Annotated in this window: 20 protein-coding genes; 14 read left to right on the top strand and 6 right to left on the bottom strand. The window is 65.3% G+C overall.

The genetic code is table 11. The annotated features are described in order from the left end of the window. Positions 1–246: 246 nt before the first annotated feature. From ACIQ3Q_RS05850 to ACIQ3Q_RS05865, 4 genes are read left to right on the top strand one after another with little or no spacing between them, the layout of a single operon-like run. Positions 247–1,227 (top strand): DUF2157 domain-containing protein, encoded by a 981-nt coding sequence (locus ACIQ3Q_RS05850; protein WP_396268073.1) that lies wholly within the window; start codon positions 247–249, stop codon positions 1,225–1,227. Continuing rightward, on the top strand, positions 1,224–2,885 hold the full coding sequence (locus tag ACIQ3Q_RS05855) for a GDYXXLXY domain-containing protein (RefSeq protein WP_396268074.1): 1,662 nt from the start codon (positions 1,224–1,226) through the stop codon (positions 2,883–2,885). Before ACIQ3Q_RS05850 ends, ACIQ3Q_RS05855 begins: the two co-directional genes overlap by 4 nt. Before the next feature lie 17 nt (positions 2,886–2,902). Further along, positions 2,903–3,073, top strand: coding sequence for a hypothetical protein (locus ACIQ3Q_RS05860; RefSeq protein WP_396268075.1), 171 nt, complete (start codon positions 2,903–2,905; stop codon positions 3,071–3,073). A gap of 8 nt (positions 3,074–3,081) precedes the next feature. Next, complete coding sequence (locus tag ACIQ3Q_RS05865) at positions 3,082–3,924, top strand: SPFH domain-containing protein (protein ID WP_396268076.1); 843 nt, start codon at positions 3,082–3,084, stop codon at positions 3,922–3,924. Here the strand turns inward: ACIQ3Q_RS05865 and ACIQ3Q_RS05870 are convergent. From ACIQ3Q_RS05870 to ACIQ3Q_RS05885, 4 genes are all read right to left on the bottom strand, one after another. Then, positions 3,921–4,559: a hypothetical protein gene (locus ACIQ3Q_RS05870; protein WP_396268077.1), complete on the bottom strand. Its 639-nt coding sequence runs from the start codon at positions 4,557–4,559 to the stop codon at positions 3,921–3,923. The genes ACIQ3Q_RS05865 and ACIQ3Q_RS05870 overlap by 4 nt on opposite strands. A gap of 152 nt (positions 4,560–4,711) precedes the next feature. Continuing rightward, complete coding sequence (locus tag ACIQ3Q_RS05875; protein WP_396268078.1) at positions 4,712–6,148, bottom strand: PLP-dependent aminotransferase family protein; 1,437 nt, start codon at positions 6,146–6,148, stop codon at positions 4,712–4,714. 9 nt (positions 6,149–6,157) lie between these two features. After that, entirely contained in the window at positions 6,158–6,748 is a 591-nt protein-coding gene (locus ACIQ3Q_RS05880) for a LysE family translocator (protein WP_396268080.1), read from the bottom strand. A gap of 94 nt (positions 6,749–6,842) precedes the next feature. Beyond that, positions 6,843–7,109, bottom strand: a complete 267-nt coding sequence (locus ACIQ3Q_RS05885) for a hypothetical protein (protein ID WP_396268081.1) — start codon at positions 7,107–7,109, stop codon at positions 6,843–6,845. Between the two features lie 50 nt (positions 7,110–7,159). Here ACIQ3Q_RS05885 and ACIQ3Q_RS05890 point away from each other — a divergent pair, with 50 nt between their 5' ends. Further along, on the top strand, positions 7,160–7,804 hold the full coding sequence (locus ACIQ3Q_RS05890; RefSeq protein WP_396268082.1) for an intradiol ring-cleavage dioxygenase: 645 nt from the start codon (positions 7,160–7,162) through the stop codon (positions 7,802–7,804). A gap of 1 nt (position 7,805) precedes the next feature. Here the strand turns inward: ACIQ3Q_RS05890 and ACIQ3Q_RS05895 are convergent, their stop codons facing one another. Next, positions 7,806–10,295 carry an EAL domain-containing protein gene (locus tag ACIQ3Q_RS05895; protein WP_396268084.1) on the bottom strand — a complete coding sequence of 830 codons (2,490 nt, stop codon included), beginning with the start codon at positions 10,293–10,295 and terminating at the stop codon, positions 7,806–7,808. A 129-nt stretch (positions 10,296–10,424) separates the two neighbouring features. Between ACIQ3Q_RS05895 and ACIQ3Q_RS05900 the strand changes: the two genes are divergently transcribed. From ACIQ3Q_RS05900 to ACIQ3Q_RS05940, 9 genes are all read left to right on the top strand, one after another. After that, positions 10,425–11,213 (top strand): SDR family oxidoreductase, encoded by a 789-nt coding sequence (locus ACIQ3Q_RS05900; RefSeq protein WP_396268085.1) that lies wholly within the window; start codon positions 10,425–10,427, stop codon positions 11,211–11,213. Between the two features lie 228 nt (positions 11,214–11,441). Next, the gene (locus tag ACIQ3Q_RS05905; protein WP_396268086.1) at positions 11,442–11,651 is read left to right on the top strand and encodes a hypothetical protein; all 210 of its coding nucleotides are present in this window, start codon (positions 11,442–11,444) and stop codon (positions 11,649–11,651) included. Between the two features lie 101 nt (positions 11,652–11,752). Further along, the gene (locus ACIQ3Q_RS05910; protein ID WP_396268087.1) at positions 11,753–12,103 is read left to right on the top strand and encodes an RNA recognition motif domain-containing protein; all 351 of its coding nucleotides are present in this window, start codon (positions 11,753–11,755) and stop codon (positions 12,101–12,103) included. Between the two features lie 144 nt (positions 12,104–12,247). Then, on the top strand, positions 12,248–12,724 hold the full coding sequence (locus tag ACIQ3Q_RS05915) for a hypothetical protein (protein WP_396268088.1): 477 nt from the start codon (positions 12,248–12,250) through the stop codon (positions 12,722–12,724). Then, entirely contained in the window at positions 12,721–13,254 is a 534-nt protein-coding gene (locus ACIQ3Q_RS05920) for a DUF2589 domain-containing protein (RefSeq protein ID WP_396268089.1), read from the top strand. The genes ACIQ3Q_RS05915 and ACIQ3Q_RS05920 overlap by 4 nt, the downstream gene beginning before the upstream one ends. A gap of 60 nt (positions 13,255–13,314) precedes the next feature. Beyond that, complete coding sequence (locus tag ACIQ3Q_RS05925; protein ID WP_396268090.1) at positions 13,315–13,971, top strand: DUF2589 domain-containing protein; 657 nt, start codon at positions 13,315–13,317, stop codon at positions 13,969–13,971. Between the two features lie 97 nt (positions 13,972–14,068). Next, the gene (locus ACIQ3Q_RS05930; protein WP_396268091.1) at positions 14,069–14,953 is read left to right on the top strand and encodes a hypothetical protein; all 885 of its coding nucleotides are present in this window, start codon (positions 14,069–14,071) and stop codon (positions 14,951–14,953) included. Between the two features lie 49 nt (positions 14,954–15,002). Beyond that, on the top strand, positions 15,003–15,581 hold the full coding sequence (locus ACIQ3Q_RS05935) for a hypothetical protein (protein WP_396268093.1): 579 nt from the start codon (positions 15,003–15,005) through the stop codon (positions 15,579–15,581). 11 nt (positions 15,582–15,592) lie between these two features. After that, positions 15,593–16,171, top strand: coding sequence for a glycoside hydrolase family 108 protein (locus tag ACIQ3Q_RS05940; RefSeq protein ID WP_396268094.1), 579 nt, complete (start codon positions 15,593–15,595; stop codon positions 16,169–16,171). Here ACIQ3Q_RS05940 and ACIQ3Q_RS05945 read toward each other — a convergent pair. Beyond that, on the bottom strand, positions 16,140–16,862 hold the full coding sequence (locus ACIQ3Q_RS05945) for a hypothetical protein (protein WP_396268095.1): 723 nt from the start codon (positions 16,860–16,862) through the stop codon (positions 16,140–16,142). The genes ACIQ3Q_RS05940 and ACIQ3Q_RS05945 overlap by 32 nt on opposite strands. Between the last annotated feature and the right edge of the window lie 55 nt (positions 16,863–16,917).

Consider the following 16,917-nt stretch of genomic DNA (forward strand, 5'->3'; position numbering starts at 1 on the left):
GCCACGCCTGAAGCTAGGCTTAAGGCTCCGGACTGTAGGTGAAGCGCGACGCATTTGGCAGCCAAGCGTGACGATTGGGGGCTTTTGAGGGGCCAGATGCCTTGGAGGCCGACGAACTGCAAGCCACCTTGCGCGAAGTACCGCCTGGCGCGACGAACGGGCTTGCCCCTCGGCCATCCCCAACTCCGCAGCCAGGGCACCGCAGGCTGCGGGCTACCATGCCTGACACGTCAAAAGGAGTTGGGGATGGACTTGAAATTGGCCTTGTATGAGCTGAGTGCGCGCCACGGCCTGAGTGCCGAGGGCGCCGCGCGCCTGGCCGAAGCGGCGGGTTTGCAGCAGACCCCCGCAGGCTTGCACCCGCGCCTAGCCCAGGGCGTCGCCGTGCTGGCGGCCGCGCTGGGCGGCTTTGGGCTGATCCTCTGGCTGGCCGCCAACTGGGACACCCTGGGGCGTTTTGGCCGGTTTGCGCTGCTGGAGGGCGTGATCCTGGTGATGAGCCTGGGCGCCTGGCTGCGCCCCGCTTGGCGGGCACCGCTGAGCCTGCTGGCCTTGCTGGCCACGGGCGGCCTGTTTGCCTACTTCGGGCAGACCTACCAAACCGGCGCCGACCCCTGGCAGCTCTTTGCCGTGTGGGCGGCCTTGACGCTGCCGCTGTGCCTGGGCACCCGCAGCGACGTGGCCTGGACGCCCTGGGCGCTGGTGGTGATGACCGCCATCTCGCTGTGGGTGCATGCGCACACCGACCACAGCTGGCGTGTGGAGCGTACCGACATGGGTGTGCACTTGGCCGCCTGGGCCATGGCCTTGGGCCTGAGTGCCGCTTTGAGCCCTAGCTTTCAGCGCTGGACGGGGGCGGGAACCTGGGGCTGGCGCCTGGGGCTGACCTTGGCCACCCTGACGCTCACCGTGACGGGCTTGGGCAGCTTGTTCAGCCGCGAGTCTACGGGCCTCTACGCCATGGGCTTGCTGATGTTGGGTGGCGCCGCAGTGCTGCTGACCCAAGCGCGCTTCTTTGACGTGTTTGCCCTCAGTGTGGCCGCCCTGGGCCTGAATGTGTTGTTGGTCTTTGGCCTGGGCGAGGCCCTCTTCAGCGGCTCCAGCAACGATTGGCTGGGCTCCATGTTCCTGCTGGGCATCTGCGCGGCAGGCCTGCTGGCCGGGACGGTTTCCATCATCCTGCGCTGCAACCGCCGCCATGCCGCCACTTCCGGAGCCACCGCATGAGCACCGATCGACTGCAAAGCGCCATCGCAGCAGCCCAGGCCCAAGGCCTGCTGCCCGACACCATCGAGCCCATCAACACCGACAGCCGCCCCTGGCCCGTGGTGCTGCTCACCGCTTTGGGCGCCTGGCTGGCGGCCGTGCCGTTGCTCATCGTGGTGGGATTTTTGTTGGAGGATGCCTTCCGGCACAGCAGCTCGGCCGGGCTCATGGGCGCCTTGCTGACCGCAGGGTCTGTTGTTGTGCTGCGCTCCAAGGCTGTCCCCCTCTTTGTAGAGCAACTGGCCATCCCTGGTTTGATGACCGGCATGGGCCTGATCGCCTGGATGTTGGGCGATGGGCTGCGTGCCCAGGGCGCCGCCACGGCGCTGTGCCCTCTGCTCTTGGCGCTCTCTGCCATGCTGCCCCAAACTTGGCTGCGCGCCTTGCTGGGTGCCGCAGCGGCGGCGGCGGGCGGCTTTGCGCTGGTGGGCCAGTTCGGTTGGGAGCACGGCCGGGCCAGTGTGTCCCCCTGGCTGACCCTGCACCTGCTGCTGGCCGCCGTGCTGGCCCTCGCCGCAGCCTTGCTGCACCGCCCACCCGCCGGGTCACAGGCCCGCGCCGCCGCCTGGGCCGAGTCCGTGGCCAGCGGTTGGCTCTTGGCCACCTTGCTCGGCTTGGCCTGGTGGGCCGGCATGACCTTTTTGGTTGGTGCCAGCCTCGGGTCGGGCGCCGCACAAGACCTGGCCGGTGAAGCCCAAGGCCTGCATGAACCTTGGCTGCGCATGGGGGTTTCCAATGCCGTCTCTGCGGCGCTGGCTTTGCTGGGCGGGGCTTGGCTCAGCACCCGCTGGCCCGCCTTGCGCCAAGCTTGGTGCGGTGGTGTGGTGCTGGTGCTCACGGCGCTGGCCGGGCTGATGCCTACCCTGGGCGCCTGCCTGCTGGTGCTGGCCCTGTGCGTGGGCAGCCAGCGTTGGCGCATGGCAGCAGCAGCAGCCGTCGCGGCGGTGTGGATCATCGGCGCCTTCTATTACGCCCTGAGCTGGCCCTTGGCCACCAAAGCCGCAGCCCTGGTGGTGGCGGCCGCCGTGCTGGCTGGCTTGGCCGTCTGGGGCTTGCGCAGCCAGCGCGCCAATGTGGCGCCGGCACCGGAGGCTGCAGCGGCAAGCCCCGCTCAGCGCACACCCCGCGCCCATTGGGGCATTGCGCTGAGCCTGCTGCTGACGCTGGTGGCCGCCAACGGCAGCATCTGGCAAAAAGAGCAGCTCATCCGCCACGGCCAAGCCGTGTTTGTGCCGCTCGCCCCCGTCGACCCGCGCTCGCTGATGCAGGGCGACTACATGACGCTGAACTTCATGCCCCGCTTCACTGCCAATGCGCCCGAACTGGACATGGACAGCGAAGCCTTCAACTTCGAACACCCGCGCATGCGCTTCAAGCGCGACGCCCAAGGCATCCTCAGCGCCATCGGCCCAGACCTTGGCCAGCCCCTGGCCGCCGATGAGGTCGCCATCCAACTGGTGCCCAAGAATGGACGCTGGATCGTGGTGACCGATGCCTTCTATTTCAAAGAAGGTGAAGCCCAGCGCTGGGAAGCCGCGCGCTTTGGCGAGTTCCGAGTTGACGCCAGTGGCAAAGCCTTGTTGGTGGGGTTGCGTGGAGAAGGGTTGAAACCGCTATGAAACACCTTTTGATATTGATGGTTGCCCTGCTTGTGGCCTATGCCCTCTGGAATTGGCTCAGCCCCATTGAGCGCCGAGAGGGCGTGCGGGTGTTGGCGCGGCATGCCGTGCGTCTGGGCTTGTTGCTGCTCATCGCTGTGGCGATGCTGGTCGCGGCCTATTACAGTCCGGCCATTGCTTTGTTGTGAGACAACTGATGAGAACTCCCCGCTCCCTGTTGCTGCTGCCTATGGTGGCACTGTTGGCTGCCTGTACCCAAATTGACACCGGCAACGTAGGTGTTGAGCGCACCTTGGGCAAGGTAGGCACCGACGCCATGCCGCCCGGTGTCTATTTCACCTTGTTCAAATCTGTGGATGAGTTCACCAGCAAAGAGGTGCTCTTTCAATTGGAGAACATGACGCCCAAGTCACGCGACAACCTCACCATGCAAGATGTGGATGTGGACGTGATCTACAAGGTCGACGGCTCGCGCGTGCCCGCGCTGTATGCCAAATACCAAGGCGATGTGGTCAAGCACAGCCAAGTGGTGAAGGACGGTGCCGGTGACTTGATCATTGGTCACAACCGCGTTTCGCGGGAAGCTCGCGAGGCGGTTTACAAGGCCGTAGCGTCTTTTGAAGCCACCACCATGCACACCAAGCGTGCCGAGATCACCGAAGCCGTACGCAAGACCTTGCAGGCGGAGCTGGACACAGCCGACCAAGGCGCTTTCACCGTGACCAGCGTCAACGTGCGCAATATGGTGGTCGACAAGGGCATTGAAGAAGCCATTCGTCAGAAGGCCGCCACTGACCAACGCATTGAACAAGCACAGCGCGAACTGGCGCTGACCAAGGCTGAGGCCGAGAAAGCCATTGCCAAGGCGGAAGGCGAGGCCAAGGCCAACCGCATCCTGGCCGAGTCCATCACACCGCAATTGATCCGCATGCGCGAGATTGAGGCCCAGCGCGATGCCGCCATTGCCATCGCAGGCAAGGCCGGCAACACCGTGCTCTTGGGCAGCGGCTCCGCCACACCGCTGGTGCAGGTGCGCTAAGGGCGCGCCGCCGACTCCAAGCCAGCCGAGCCGTAGAGCACCCACAGGCTCTCTTGCAAGGCGGGCATCAAGGCCGCCACGGCGTCATTGCAGCCTTGCGGCAAAAACGCTGAGGCCACGAAGGTGTGGGTGTGTTGCACCGGCACCGGGGCTTGCTCAAAGGGCCACAGGGTGAGCTTGAGTCGCCATTGCTGCGTGCCCACTTGCGCCCCAGGCTCCAGCGCCACCTCGTCGAGCGTGGCACGCAGCGGCGGCACTTGGCTGTTGAGCAAGCCCGCCATGGTGGACTCGGTGTTGAGCCCCCGCTCCAACATGCCTGAAAACGTGTCGCGCCCAGTACCGAACACCGGGTATCCGTCGCGGCACAAGAGCACCCGCGCGGCGCCGGTTTGGTCGAACAGCACCCGTGGCAAGGCCAAGCCTTTTTCACGCAAGCCCATCAAGAACTCGACATTGCGGATCGAGGGCTGATAGGCCGGTGCGACATAAACCCGTGCCGAGGACACCACCATCACCCGCCCACCGGGCAGGGTGACGGACTCCACCTCGGTGGCGTGTGCCGCGTGGGCCAGCGAGCCACTCAAGATGGCCGTCAGCAGGGCTCGCTCCAGCCCTCGTGATTTCAGCAATGACATGAACGTCCGACTCCGCGCTCCAGGAGGGTCAGATGTTAGGGCATGGCTAGGGCGGCGTTCAGTCTGCGGATGTCCCTCAAGCGGTCAGGCAGAGAAACCGGTGCAAAGCCCCATCTTGCCTACGCTCTGTAGGCGCCACGCATCGCCAGCAGTCAAGGGTGTCCCATGCGGTCGAGCACTGTTTGGGCTTGGTGGCAGGCCTCAAAGCGGCTGCGCAGGTACTGCGCCACGGCCGGGGTTTGGCACACCGCCACGTTGAAGCGCAGGTGTTGGTCGGCATGGCTGCTGGCCGAAAACGTGGCGCCCCGGGCCAGCAGGATGTGGTTCTGAAAGGCGTCATTCACCAGCAAGTCCACATCCACGCCTTCAGGCACTTGGCCCCACAAGAACAGGCCGCCCTCGCCGGGGTGGTTCAGGCGCACGCCAGCGCCGCTCAGGTGGCGGCGGGCGGCCTGGTGCGCCTGCTGCAGCTTGCGCTGGAGTCGGTCCAGGTGCTTGCGCCAGCGCCCGGCTTGCAGCACCTCCAGCAGCACCAGCTCATTCAGTGCCGCACCGGTCAGCACGGCGCAGATCTTTTCGCGCATCAGCGGGCGCAGCAGCGCTGGGTCGGCCGCGATATAGCCCATGCGTAAAGCGGGGCTCAGGGCTTTGCAAAAGCTGGAGTAGTAGATGACGCGGTCCAGGCCGGAGAGCGCCGCCAAGCGCGTGGGATGGCCGTGGTGGAAGTGGCCCTGCACATCGTCCTCGGCCACCAAAAAACTATGGCGCTGGGCCAGCGCCAAGACCTTGACGAGGTTAGCCGCAGTGCTGCCCCAGCCCGTGGGGTTGTGCAGCACCGTTTGCATGAAGAGCAGGCGCGGCCGATGGGCCTCGCAAGCGGCTTCGAGTTGCGCCAGGTCCAGCCCCTCGGGCGTGCGGGCCACGGGCACGATGCGCAGGCCGTCGCGGCGCAAGCGGTCGTACATCAAAAAGTAGCCCGGGTCTTCAACCAGCACCGCGTCACCCGGCTGCAAAAAACTGCGGCAGATCAGATCAATGGCCTGGGTGCCGCCGCTGGTGGTCAGCACCCGGCCCGCGTCCACCGCCACACCTTGGCCGCGCAGGATCTGGGCTAACTGCTCGCGCAGCTCGGGCAAGCCTTGGGGCGGGCAGCGCGAGGCCATCCCAGCCACCGACCGGCTCATGGCGCGCTGTAAGGCGGCCACCGGCACCGCGTCTTCCAGCCAGGCGGGCGGCAGTGCACCACTGCTGGCCAGCAGCATGCCGGGCGGCTGGTCATTGGCTTGCTGCACCAGCCAGACGCCCTCTTGGGCCTCGCCCGCCGCCAAAGCGGCAGGGCCATCGGCCGCATCGGCCGGGCGGCACACAAAGTAGCCAGCCGTGCCCCGGGCGTCGATCAAGCCTGCCGCCGTCAGCCGGTCATAGGCCGCGACCACGGTGTTGGCGCTGACACCCAACTGCCGCGCCAATTGGCGAATCGACATCAGCCGCGCCCCTGGGGGCAAGCGACCGCTGTCCATCAAGGCGCGCAGGCCCTGCTCGACCTGTTCGGTCAGGGGCGTGGCAGCGGCGCGGTCAAGGCGGAACATCGCCTCAGCTTAGCGCAGAAAACTCACTGCTAGGGCGAGCAAGGCAGCCGCCATGCCGAGGTTGAACACCCGCTGCGCCGTGGGGTGCGACAGCCAGCGCCGAATGGCCACGCCAAACAGCGTCCACACCGACAAGCTGGGCAGGGCGATGACCGCGCCCACCAGGGCCAGCAGCAGCGCGCCAGCCCAGGGGCTCAAGCCCGGCGGCATGAACAGAGACGCCATGGTGATGGCCTTGACCCAAGACTTTGGGTTGACCACCTGGAACAGCGCCCCTTGCGCAAAGCTGGGCGTGGGCGCGGCACGGGCCTCGCCCAAGCTGGCTTTGCTGAGCTTGACGGCCAGAAACACCAGGTACAAGGCCCCGGCCACCCGCAAGGTCTGCTGCACCAAAGGGTAGGCCGTGAACACCGCGCCCAGCCCCAGGCAGACCAGCGCCGTCTGCACCGCCACCCCCACCACAATGCCCAGGATCTGCGGCAAGGTGCTGCGATAGCCAAAGTGCGCGCCCGAGCTGGTCAGCATCAGGTTGTTGGGGCCGGGCGTGCCCGACATCAGCAGGCAATAGGTGCTCACGGGCAGCAGGTCCAGGGCGGTCATGGAGGGCAAGGGCAGCGAGTTGAGGTGCGGCCAGTGTGGCGTGGCAAGGCTATGACCACCAGACACAAAGGCCCGCCCGGCCGGCTGCCCTGTATCAGCGCCGACGTGGTGACAGCCGCCGCTCGGCGCTCCAAGACACTGCGCCTGAACCATCCAGCAGCGCTGGGCTGATGGTCAACGACATCGGCGTCTCGTCGATGACGGTCGCCGTGCTCATCCGAAGGGGCCTTTGTTGCTCCACCTGCGGGTCCAGCACGCCCGGGTGCATGACCATCAACCAAGCGTCCCATGGCTTGCTGATGTCGTAGCACCGGCACAGCGGAACTATTTCGTCCCCACAGCGCTCAATCCACCCACGCATTCACCGCCTTCTGGCAGATTTGGCCGAGGGCTCCACCAGGAAACTCCGTCATGCCCCCCAACGACCCCTCTCCCCTGCGCCGCCGCATCTTGAACGGCGGCGCCGGCCTCTTGGCCGCCACCACGACCCCCGCCTGGCTCAGCCCAGCCTTTGCGCAAGGCCAGTCTCTGCGCCCAACACCCAGCCAGACCGAAGGCCCCTTCTATCCCGTCGCCCCGCCGGCGGACACCGACTTTGACCTGCTGCGCACAGGCAGCCAAGCCTACGGCAAGGGCCAGGCCGCCTGGGTGACGGGCACGGTCACCGACACGCGGGGGACGCCACTGGCCGGCGGCGTGATCGAGATCTGGCAGTGCGACCAAGACGGCCACTACCATCACCCAGGTGATGGTGGCAAAGCCGACCGGGCCTTTCAGGGCTTTGGCCAGGTCACGCTGGGCAAAGACGGCCGATACCGCTTTCGCACCCTTAAGCCCGCGCCCTACAGCGGCCGCACGCCGCACATCCATGTGAAGGTCAAGCTCAATAACCAGACGCTGTTGACGACCCAGTTCTATGTGCAAGGCGACCCGGGCAATGAACGCGACGGGCTCTGGCGGCGCCTGAACCCCGACAACCAAGCGGCTCTAACCCGACCTTTCGTGAACAGCGCAGACGGCCTGAAGGCGGAGTACCCGGTGGTGGTCCAGGTCTGAGTCAGGCCAGCACCGCTCGCTCGCGCAACACCTTCTCCAGTGGCTCTGGCTTGTGCAGCAAGAAGCCTTGCGCAAAGTCGATGCCGATGTCGCCCACGCGCTTCAGCACTTCGGGCTTGTCCACATACTCAGCCACGGTCTTCACGCCCACCACGCGCGCCACATCGACAAAGCAGCGTACGGCGGCATCGTCCAGCGGGTCGTCGATCAGGTCGCGGATGAACTGGCCGTCGATCTTGATCAGGTCCACCGACAAAGACTTCAGGTAACTGAACGACGACGCCCCGGCGCCAAAGTCATCCAGCGCGATGCGCACACCCAGGGCATGCAATTGGGCGATGAAGGAAGCTGCTTCGACCAGGTTGGTGATGGCAGCGGTTTCGGTGATCTCTAGGCACAGGCAGCGGCACACTTCGGGGCCGGCGGCGGTGAGCATGTCGATGGCGCGCAGGTGGAAGTCTCTATCCCCCACCGACTGGCCAGACAGGTTGATGCACACCATGTCAATGTCGCTCAGCTGGCCTTGTTGGCGGAGTTGGGCAATCGCATGGCGCAAGACCCAGCGGTCCACCCGACCACTTAAGTGAAAGCGCTCGGCCGCTGGCAAAAAGGCGCCGGGCAAGACCACGCCCGCGTCTTTGTCCATCAGGCGCAGCAGTATCTCCACGTGCAAGCCCTGAGTCATGCCCTCTCGAATCGGGGTGATGGACTGCGCATAGAGCACAAAGCGGTCTTCGTCCAGGGCCTGCTCCAAACGGGTGGCCCATTGCATCTCGCCTTGGCGCAGGCGCAGGGCTTCGTCGGTGTCAAACCAAGCATGCACGCGGTGGCGCCCGGCCTCTTTGGCGGCATAGCAGGCAGTGTCTGCCGCCTGCATCACGGCGGTGGTGCTACGCCAGCGCTGGTCTATGGGCACCAAGCCGATGCTGGTGCCGATGCGAAAGCGCCGCTCGTCATGCGTGAAGCGGAAGTCCTCCATGCGCTCGCAGATCTGGTGCGCCACGCGCTGGGCTTGGTCTACCGTGCAGTGCTCCAAGATCACCGCAAACTCATCGCCGCCCAAGCGGGCCAGGGTGTCGCGGGTGCGCACGGTGTCGGTCAACAGCTTGGCCACCTGCTGCAAGAGCTGGTCACCCACCATGTGGCCGCAGGCGTCGTTCACCAGCTTGAACTGATCCAGGTCGATATAGAGCAAGGCATGCTCGCTGGAGTGTTCTTGCACCCGCTGCAAGAGCCGCCCCAGCCGCGCTTCAAACTCGGCGCGGTTGAGCAAGCCCGTCAGAGCGTCGTGCATGGCGCGATAGCGCATCTCGCCGCTGAGCCTGCGCTGCTCGGTCACATCATGGAACACCAGCACCGCCCCCAGCACATGACCATGCTCGTTGCGAATCGGTGCGGCCGAGTCTTCAATGCCGTACACCATGCCGCCGCGTGAGATGAGCACCGTCTGGCTGGCCAGCGACACCACCTCACCACGCCGCAGACAATCCGCCACCGGGTTGGGGGCGGGCTGGCGGGTTTGCTCGTGCACGATGTAGAACACCCGCTCCAGCGGCAAGCCCTGAGCATCATCGGAGACCCAGCCTGTCATGCGCTCGGCCACCGGGTTGAGCCAAGCAATGCGGCCTTTGGCATCGGTGGTGATGACGGCGTCGCCGATCGAGCGCAGCGTCACCCGCAACAGCTCATGTTCTTGCGCCATGCGGGCCGACATCTCGCGCAAGTCGGTCACATCTTGAATGGCGCCATGCAAGCGCACCATGCGGCCATCGGCCACCTCCACCGCGCCCACCATGCGCAGCCACAAAGGGCGGCCATCGGGGTGGTTGAAGGGCAGCTCCAAGTCCCAGCCCTCGGCGGTGGCGAGCGCTTTGTCCATGGCCAAGCGAACTCGTGCCCGGGAGGCCGTGGGGTACAACGCCAAGGCCTCTTCCAGCGTGGGCGCTACATCCGAGGGCATGCCATGAATAACATAGGTCTGGGGCGACCACGTCAGCCGCCGGCTGGCCACATCTAGCTCCCAGCCGCCCACGGCCGCCAGGGCACCCGTGCGGTGGAGCAACTGCTCGCTCTTGCGCAGCGCTTCCTCTTGCTGCTTGCGTTGGGTGATGTCGCTGCGGATCGAGAGATAGTTCGTGATTTGGCCATCGGTGCCCATGAAGGGCGTGATGACGCTGTCCACCCAATACAGCGAGCCGTCTTTAGCTCGGTTGCAAATGTCGCCCCGCCAAGACTCACCCTGGGAGATGCGCCGCCACATGTCCACAAAGAACTCGCGCGGGTGCTGGTGTGAATTGATGACCCGATGGGTTGCGCCGAGCAACTCCTCGCGGCTGAACTGGCTGATGGCACAAAACGCATCATTGACCTCCACGATCACCCCTTGGGCATCGGTGATCGACACAATGAAATGCGTGCGCAGGACATCCAACAAGGCCGTCGGCACCTCAGGGCTGAGGACAAACGCGAGCGGCAAAGGCTTGTTCGGCATGGCTCTTCCGTCATCGGCAACAGGTGGCGGATTATGGTGCCCAAGCCTAAACCCCACCGGGCACTCGGGCCTAGACAAATGTCATAGCCGCGCACCAAGCCCGCCCGCGCCCACCGTAAGATCAGCCCCATGAACCTGAACATCGACGGCAAATGGGCGCTGGTCTGTGGCGCCAGCAAGGGCTTGGGCAAAGGCTGCGCGCAAGCCTTGGTGCAAGAGGGCGTGAACGTGGTGATCACCGCGCGCGGGGCAGAAGCCCTGGAAGCCACCGCGGCCGAGCTGCGCGGCCTGAACCCCGGCGTGCAGGTGCGCGCGGTGGCGGGTGACATCACCACCGCGAAAGGCCGCGCCCTGGCCCTGGCCGCTTGCCCGCAGGTGGACATCTTGGTCACCAATGCCGGTGGCCCGCCGCCCGGCGACTTCAGGCAATGGGACCGCGACGCGTGGATCGCCGCGCTGGACGCCAATATGCTGACCCCCATTGAGCTGATCAAGGCCGTGGTGGACAACATGGCCGAGCGCGGCTTTGGCCGCATCGTCAACATCACCTCGGCCGCCGTCAAAGCCCCCATCGACATCCTGGGCCTCTCCAACGGCGCACGCTCAGGGCTGACCGGCTTTGTGGCGGGCTTGGCGCGCCAGCCCCGTCTGGCCAGCCGCAATGTCACGCTCAACAACCTGCTGCCCGGCCCCTTTGACACCGACCGCCTGCACAGCGTGATGAACGGCGAGGCCCAGCGTAGCGGCCGCCCGCTGTCAGAGGTGATGAGCGCCCGAGCAGCCCAAAACCCCAGCCGCCGCTTTGGCCAAGCCGCCGAGTTTGGCGCCACCTGCGCCTTTCTGTGCAGCGCCCATGCGGGCTACATCACCGGGCAAAACATCTTGATGGACGGCGGGGCGTATCCGGGGACGTTTTGATCGCGCGGCCCGACATGGCCGACAAAGCTACAATGGCAACCGCTTGACAGCAGCAGCGCCCCGTTTGACACGCGGCGCATGCGCCAAGCGAGCCGCCCCCAACGGCTCTTCATTCTCTTGGCCTGCAGCAAGCACTGCAGCCCCCAGAGCCATCACGCTCCCGCGCGGCTTTCTTTATTCGCAAGCCCGCCTTCTCGACTGAACAAGATTCCGAATCTCGCCATCTCCATGGGCCAGTACGTCGTTTCGCCCGCGACACACCCGACCGACTGCGGCCGCTTCCGCGCCTCTTTCTCGGTCCAGCGCCAACGCGGTAACGGCAGTTACTGCAGCGTGTTCCGCTTTGACAAGACCTTTGCTTCACCCAACGCTGCGCGCGTTTTTGCGGTGACCCAAGGCTGGCTGCAAGCCAGCATGCCGCACCCGCCTGTGTGCTGACAGCGGCCTTGCCGCGACTTGCCCCATTCCACGCCACAGCGGCTTCCCGCGTGGCACCCCTGCGCCCTGAGGGCGCAAGCAAACCCCAGAAAGGCTCCACCATGAGCAGCAAAATCTATGTGGGCAACCTGCCCTATTCCGTGACCGACGACAGCCTGCGCAGCAACTTCTCGGAGTTCGGCAAGGTCTCGTCCGCCAAGGTCATGATGGACCGCGACACCGGCCAATCCAAAGGCTTCGGCTTTGTGGAAATGGACTCCGCAGAAAACGCCCAAGCCGCCATCACCGCCCTGAACGGCATGTCTGTGAGCGGCCGCGCCATCGTGGTCAACCTTGCCCGCCCGCGCGAAGCCAGCAAGAGCCCCGGCGGCTACAGCGCCGAAGGCTACACCCGCAGCAACCGTGCCGATGTGGGCTACGGCACGGGTGGCTTTGGTGGCGGGCGCTACTGACCCCGTCTTAACGCTCCAAATGACCGGCTCCTTTGAGCCGGTTTTTTTCGTCTGCGCTTTTCGAGATGACACCGTAACGTTACTTACGAGCAGCTCGAACACCTCCTATCGTGAGCCCCACACCTTCTCTTGTGGGAGTTCATGATGAATGCAAGCAGTGGCTTGTTTGCGGCGAGTGCCTGGTCATGGCTGTGGGCGGCCTTGGTGATTGAACGCGCCAGCGCCGTGGCCGGGTCGCCGATCAGGGCCTGGGCAGCCACGCGTGGCCGCGCCATCAACCCCTTGTGGGGCGCGGCCACGCAGCGCTCGGCCGACATTGGCTTGGCGGCGCTGTGCATGCTGCACCTGGAGACCGCCCCCCCACTGGAGGGCCTGATCGGGCTGCAGCCGGCTGGCTTGACCACGGGCCTGTCGGCCCTGGCGATGGCCGGCTTCATCGACCTGTGGCGTCGCGTGCTGAGCTGGCCTGGCCGGTACGTGGCGCGACCACCGACCCCAGGGCTGAGCCTGTCGTCGAGCCCGGCAGAGGTCACACAAAACCCCCTTCTTCTTCCCCACACCACCCCAGAGCGACGGGGCTTCCGGCTCGGCTCGCTCAGTCTCCATCGGAGTGAACCATGAGCGCCAAGTTAGGTGAACTGATCAGCGGGATCAAGCACGCCATCGTCGACGCCCACCGCAGCGTCGGTGCCCAACACATGGAGGAATTGGCGCAGTTCTTCGAGTACTACGGCGACCAGACGCCGCCACCCGCCTTCCCGAACGGTAAATGGCGGCCCCGCATGGTGCACCTCAGCGTGCCCAGGGAGACCTCCGTCAACGGCAAAGTGTCTCTGGTCGACCACGCCGTCAAGGTGCCTCTGATCACCTTGGTACCTCTGCGTACCTATGTCATTGACCGCGCCGAGATCTTGACCCGTGTGAACCTGGGTTTGGTAGAGACCGATGCCGCCAAAGACAGCGACTCGGACAAGGCAAATACCAACGACTGGAGCCCCGATGGACTGCCAGACGTGACCGTCCAGATGAGCCCCTCTGACGACCAGACGGCCGAACTCAAGATCATCGTGCATGGTCTTGACGTTCCTGCCGGACTGAATCGCCTGGTCGGGGCTTACGACAAGCTTCTCAACGCCCAACTACCAACCTGATGGCGCGCTGGAAGGGGAGCGGCGATTTCCCGCCCTCTCAAATTTCAAACGGAGATACACATGGCTGATTCGATTGACACCGGTCTGCTGAGCATGGCCCAGCAGTTCTCTGGCTTGCCCATGAAGTCCCTGATCGGGGGGCCTCTGCAAGCGGCGGCAGAGGCCCAGCAAAGTTTGGCGATGACCCAGACCAACTACATCCTTAACACCGGCTTCAGCCGGGTGGAGAAGAACGGCGCACTGGTGGGCTACAAGCCCATCACAGCGGCCATCGAGATGAACGGGACGCGCCCCGTGGTGGACAAAGACGGCAAGGTCACGGCGGCCAACTCGGCGCTGACCATGGACTTCCCCATCCTCACCATGATGCCCATCCCGTCCTTGGCGGTGACCGCGGTGGACATCACCTTCGACATGGAGGTCAAGTCCAGCTACACCCACGAAACAGAAGACCAAAGCAAGACCAAGGACCATGCCGAAGGCTCGTTCGACGCCAAGGCCGGCTGGGGCTGCTTCAGCGTGGAGGTCAAGGGGGCTATCTCGCACGACAGCGAGACCTCGCACACCGACAAGCAGAGCTACCAGAAGAGCAACAGCGCCCGCTACCACGTCGAGGTCAAGGCCGAGCAGCAGCCCATCCCCGACGGCATCAAGATGCTTCTGACCATGTTCGGCAAGAACATGGAACTGGCCATGCAGCCGGTGCAGACGGCCTGATCGGCCCCTCATCGCTTCCGCAGCCACCATGGCTGCGGGGCTTTGCGGCGACGCTGTCGCCGCCATCCAATGAACCCAAGCAACACTGGAGATTCACATGCTCAAGGCAGACATGACCAAGTACTGCACCGCCGCCGCACTGGCGGTGCGCACCTTCATCACCGGCAGCAGCAACTTGCTGAGCTATGGCGCAGGCATTCGACAGATCGGCCTGGACCTGGGGCTGCGCCTGGACGACCTCGACAACCTCAAGAAGACGCGCGGCTCATGGCTGGGCGCCATGGTGGACTTTCTAGGCTTAGCCCGTGTGACGGCGATCTACCAGCTCATTGCCAATGGCGACAAAACGCCCACCGCCTGGGGCGCTGTGCTGACCCCGGCACAACAGTCGGCCCTGAACATCCAGAAGCAGGCCGATGTCTATGCCACGTTCAAGGCCTACGCCACCTTGTGGAACGATGGCGCCAACCCCCACCCGACCTGGCAACAGGCCGCCGGGGCGACGGGCTCGACCACCAAGCAAGCCTATGAAGCCCTAGCCGTGCGTGCCGCCAGCAATGCCACCGGCAACTGCGGAGAGACTTCTCTGCTCGGCTACCTCTTGCTCACCACGCTGCCCAAGGACGGCAAATTCCAGGCGGCCTACGCGGCGGCCAGCAATCTCACGGTGGGTTGGTACCGGGGCACCAACTTTGACCACGCCTATGTGATCACGTCCAACATGGGCTATGCCGTCGACAAGGCCAACGTCGACGCCTTCTGCGTCTGCGACCCTTGGTTGGGCCGCTCATTCGCCAATCTGGTGGGCAACCTGCATTACGACGCACCTAACGTCAACAACGTCGCTCAGTGGAGCACGCAGATGCCGGAGATCAAAGTGGGAACGTATCAGTTTGCCTCGACCTCCAGCGACCTGACCAAGGTCCAGGGTGTCATGCAGATCCTGCATTCGGCCTTCCTGGACGAGTTGGCCAAGCTGTAAGCGCGGCGCCCCATCACCTTGCCTCGCGGTTGTTTGAAAGCATCGCCCCATGGCCAAGACCGACCTGCCCATGCCGCCACACTGCGCCGCTTTGGCCGCAGCCGAGCACCTGCGCCCGGTCAACCGCCGACAGGTGGGCTGGCATAGCCTGCGCTTGCTGGCCATGGGGTGCCTGTGGCGGCCCGAGGCCAGCCCGGCTGCCTTGGGTGGCCCCGCAGCCACCCAAGCCTGGCTGCCCGGGCCAGCCCTGCAAGTGCTGACCCCCAAGGAGGCCGAGCTGGTACAGCATGAGGCCAGCACCTTGGCGCTGCACTTGCGCGGGTGCTCTTACAGCCGCGTGGCCTTGATGGCGGAAGTGCCGGTGGCCCTGGCGGCTGGCACGATCACCCACTGCTTGGCCGTAGGTTGGCGGTGCCAGATGGGCGCGGGTGTGGCGCTGGATGCCCTGCACCTGCAGGACGGTGCGCGCTGCCTGCAGCGCCTGGGCCCAACCGAGCTGACGGCACACACCGCCGTGTTCAAGCCGGTGGCAGAGGTCAGGCACAGGCTGTGGCTGCGCTGGGACCTGCAGTTTGCCGACACCGAGCGCGACCTGCAGTGGCATGACCTGCAATTCACCCTCTGCTGAGCCCGTAAACCATGGCCCAATTTCAACTCTTCTTCCCCACGCTGCTGCGCTTTGAAGGGGGCTTTGTCAACGACCCGCACGACCCGGGCGGGGCCACCAACATGGGCATCACGCTGGCCACTTTCAAGCGTTATGCCAAGCCGCTGCTGGGGGTGTTGCCCAGCCTGGACAACCTGCGCGAGCTGACCGAGCGCCAGGCCGCCAAGATCTACAAAGTGGAGTACTGGGACCGCACCTATGGCGACGACATCAGCCTGCAGCCCTTGGCCGACATCGTGTTCGACTTTCATGTCAATGCAGGCTCGCACGCCATCGTCTGCCTGTACCAGGTGCTGAACGCCGCCGGCGCCAACCATGCCGTGGCACCGACCATGACCCCGGACGTGGTGGCCACCCTGGAGCACCACGACATGGTGCAGATCTACACCCACTACAAAGACGCGCGGCGGGCCTATTACCTGGGTCTGGTACAGCAGCACCCAGCCCTGCGGCGCTACCTCAGGGGGTGGCTGGCCCGCGTCGACGCCTTTCCGGTGCTCACCCCTGCGGCGACGGGCCTCAAGCCGCCAGGCTCGGCCTGCCCAAGGTGACCTGAATGGCGGAGGCGCACAACTGGCACATCTGGCGAGCGTGGTCCGAGCGCAGTGCAGGTTCGTGCTCCAGCACCGTGCTCCACAGTTGGCGCCCGGTGTCGGCCTGCCACAGGCGCAGCATCGTCACCAAACCGTCTTGCCCCTGACGCACATTGCCGTCAATGACATAGGCCCCCCGGGGTGGCTGTTGCCAGGCCCATTGCAGTTGGCCAAAGGTGGACTGCAAGTGGTGGCGCAGCATGTCGTTGAGCGCGGTGGCAAAGTCGTTGGCCGACTCATGTGGGCCCAGGCCGCACAGGGGCCGCATGGCCAGCCCAGCGCCGGGCAAGGTGCTGAGCCAGCGGCACACCACCTGGTAGCCGCCTTGGGGCAGGCACAGTTGCCAGGTGGGCGACGGTTGGGCCTGCGCGTAATAGGCGGTCAGGCGGCGGCGCAAGCGCCCCACCTCCACCCGCACGATTGGGTCCTCACCCGGGCTGTAGGTGGCCGGGTCGCGACGGAACACGGCCAAGCCAATGCCCATCTCGCTGACGGGCTCGCCACCGCCCAACAAACCATGGCGCACCAGGTAGGTCAGCAGGGCACGGGCACGCGCCGAGCGGGCGAACTCGGGGCTGGCGCAGACCTGGTGCAAGGCCTGCTCGATCAGTTGCGGGCTGGGGGGGTCTTGGGGCATCAGGGCAGACATCGCCACTCTCCAAGGGCGGCCGCCGACAAACTCGTCGACGGCACATGGCCAAGCA

This window comes from Ideonella sp. (genome assembly GCF_044358605.1).
GTDB lineage: Bacteria > Pseudomonadota > Gammaproteobacteria > Burkholderiales > Burkholderiaceae_C > Ideonella.

Bases quoted from the DNA above. Each gene is read 5' to 3' on its own strand.
- ACIQ3Q_RS05850 (WP_396268073.1), top strand. From the start codon at position 247: ATGGACTTGAAATTGGCCTTGTATGAGCTGAGTGCGCGCCACGGCCTG.
- ACIQ3Q_RS05855 (WP_396268074.1), top strand. From the start codon at position 1,224: ATGAGCACCGATCGACTGCAAAGCGCCATCGCAGCAGCCCAGGCCCAA.
- ACIQ3Q_RS05860 (WP_396268075.1), top strand. From the start codon at position 2,903: ATGGTTGCCCTGCTTGTGGCCTATGCCCTCTGGAATTGGCTCAGCCCC.
- ACIQ3Q_RS05865 (WP_396268076.1), top strand. From the start codon at position 3,082: ATGAGAACTCCCCGCTCCCTGTTGCTGCTGCCTATGGTGGCACTGTTG.
- ACIQ3Q_RS05870 (WP_396268077.1), bottom strand. From the start codon at position 4,559: ATGTCATTGCTGAAATCACGAGGGCTGGAGCGAGCCCTGCTGACGGCC.
- ACIQ3Q_RS05875 (WP_396268078.1), bottom strand. From the start codon at position 6,148: ATGTTCCGCCTTGACCGCGCCGCTGCCACGCCCCTGACCGAACAGGTC.
- ACIQ3Q_RS05880 (WP_396268080.1), bottom strand. From the start codon at position 6,748: ATGACCGCCCTGGACCTGCTGCCCGTGAGCACCTATTGCCTGCTGATG.
- ACIQ3Q_RS05885 (WP_396268081.1), bottom strand. From the start codon at position 7,109: ATGCGTGGGTGGATTGAGCGCTGTGGGGACGAAATAGTTCCGCTGTGC.
- ACIQ3Q_RS05890 (WP_396268082.1), top strand. From the start codon at position 7,160: ATGCCCCCCAACGACCCCTCTCCCCTGCGCCGCCGCATCTTGAACGGC.
- ACIQ3Q_RS05895 (WP_396268084.1), bottom strand. From the start codon at position 10,295: ATGCCGAACAAGCCTTTGCCGCTCGCGTTTGTCCTCAGCCCTGAGGTG.
- ACIQ3Q_RS05900 (WP_396268085.1), top strand. From the start codon at position 10,425: ATGAACCTGAACATCGACGGCAAATGGGCGCTGGTCTGTGGCGCCAGC.
- ACIQ3Q_RS05905 (WP_396268086.1), top strand. From the start codon at position 11,442: ATGGGCCAGTACGTCGTTTCGCCCGCGACACACCCGACCGACTGCGGC.
- ACIQ3Q_RS05910 (WP_396268087.1), top strand. From the start codon at position 11,753: ATGAGCAGCAAAATCTATGTGGGCAACCTGCCCTATTCCGTGACCGAC.
- ACIQ3Q_RS05915 (WP_396268088.1), top strand. From the start codon at position 12,248: ATGAATGCAAGCAGTGGCTTGTTTGCGGCGAGTGCCTGGTCATGGCTG.
- ACIQ3Q_RS05920 (WP_396268089.1), top strand. From the start codon at position 12,721: ATGAGCGCCAAGTTAGGTGAACTGATCAGCGGGATCAAGCACGCCATC.
- ACIQ3Q_RS05925 (WP_396268090.1), top strand. From the start codon at position 13,315: ATGGCTGATTCGATTGACACCGGTCTGCTGAGCATGGCCCAGCAGTTC.
- ACIQ3Q_RS05930 (WP_396268091.1), top strand. From the start codon at position 14,069: ATGCTCAAGGCAGACATGACCAAGTACTGCACCGCCGCCGCACTGGCG.
- ACIQ3Q_RS05935 (WP_396268093.1), top strand. From the start codon at position 15,003: ATGGCCAAGACCGACCTGCCCATGCCGCCACACTGCGCCGCTTTGGCC.
- ACIQ3Q_RS05940 (WP_396268094.1), top strand. From the start codon at position 15,593: ATGGCCCAATTTCAACTCTTCTTCCCCACGCTGCTGCGCTTTGAAGGG.
- ACIQ3Q_RS05945 (WP_396268095.1), bottom strand. From the start codon at position 16,862: ATGTCTGCCCTGATGCCCCAAGACCCCCCCAGCCCGCAACTGATCGAG.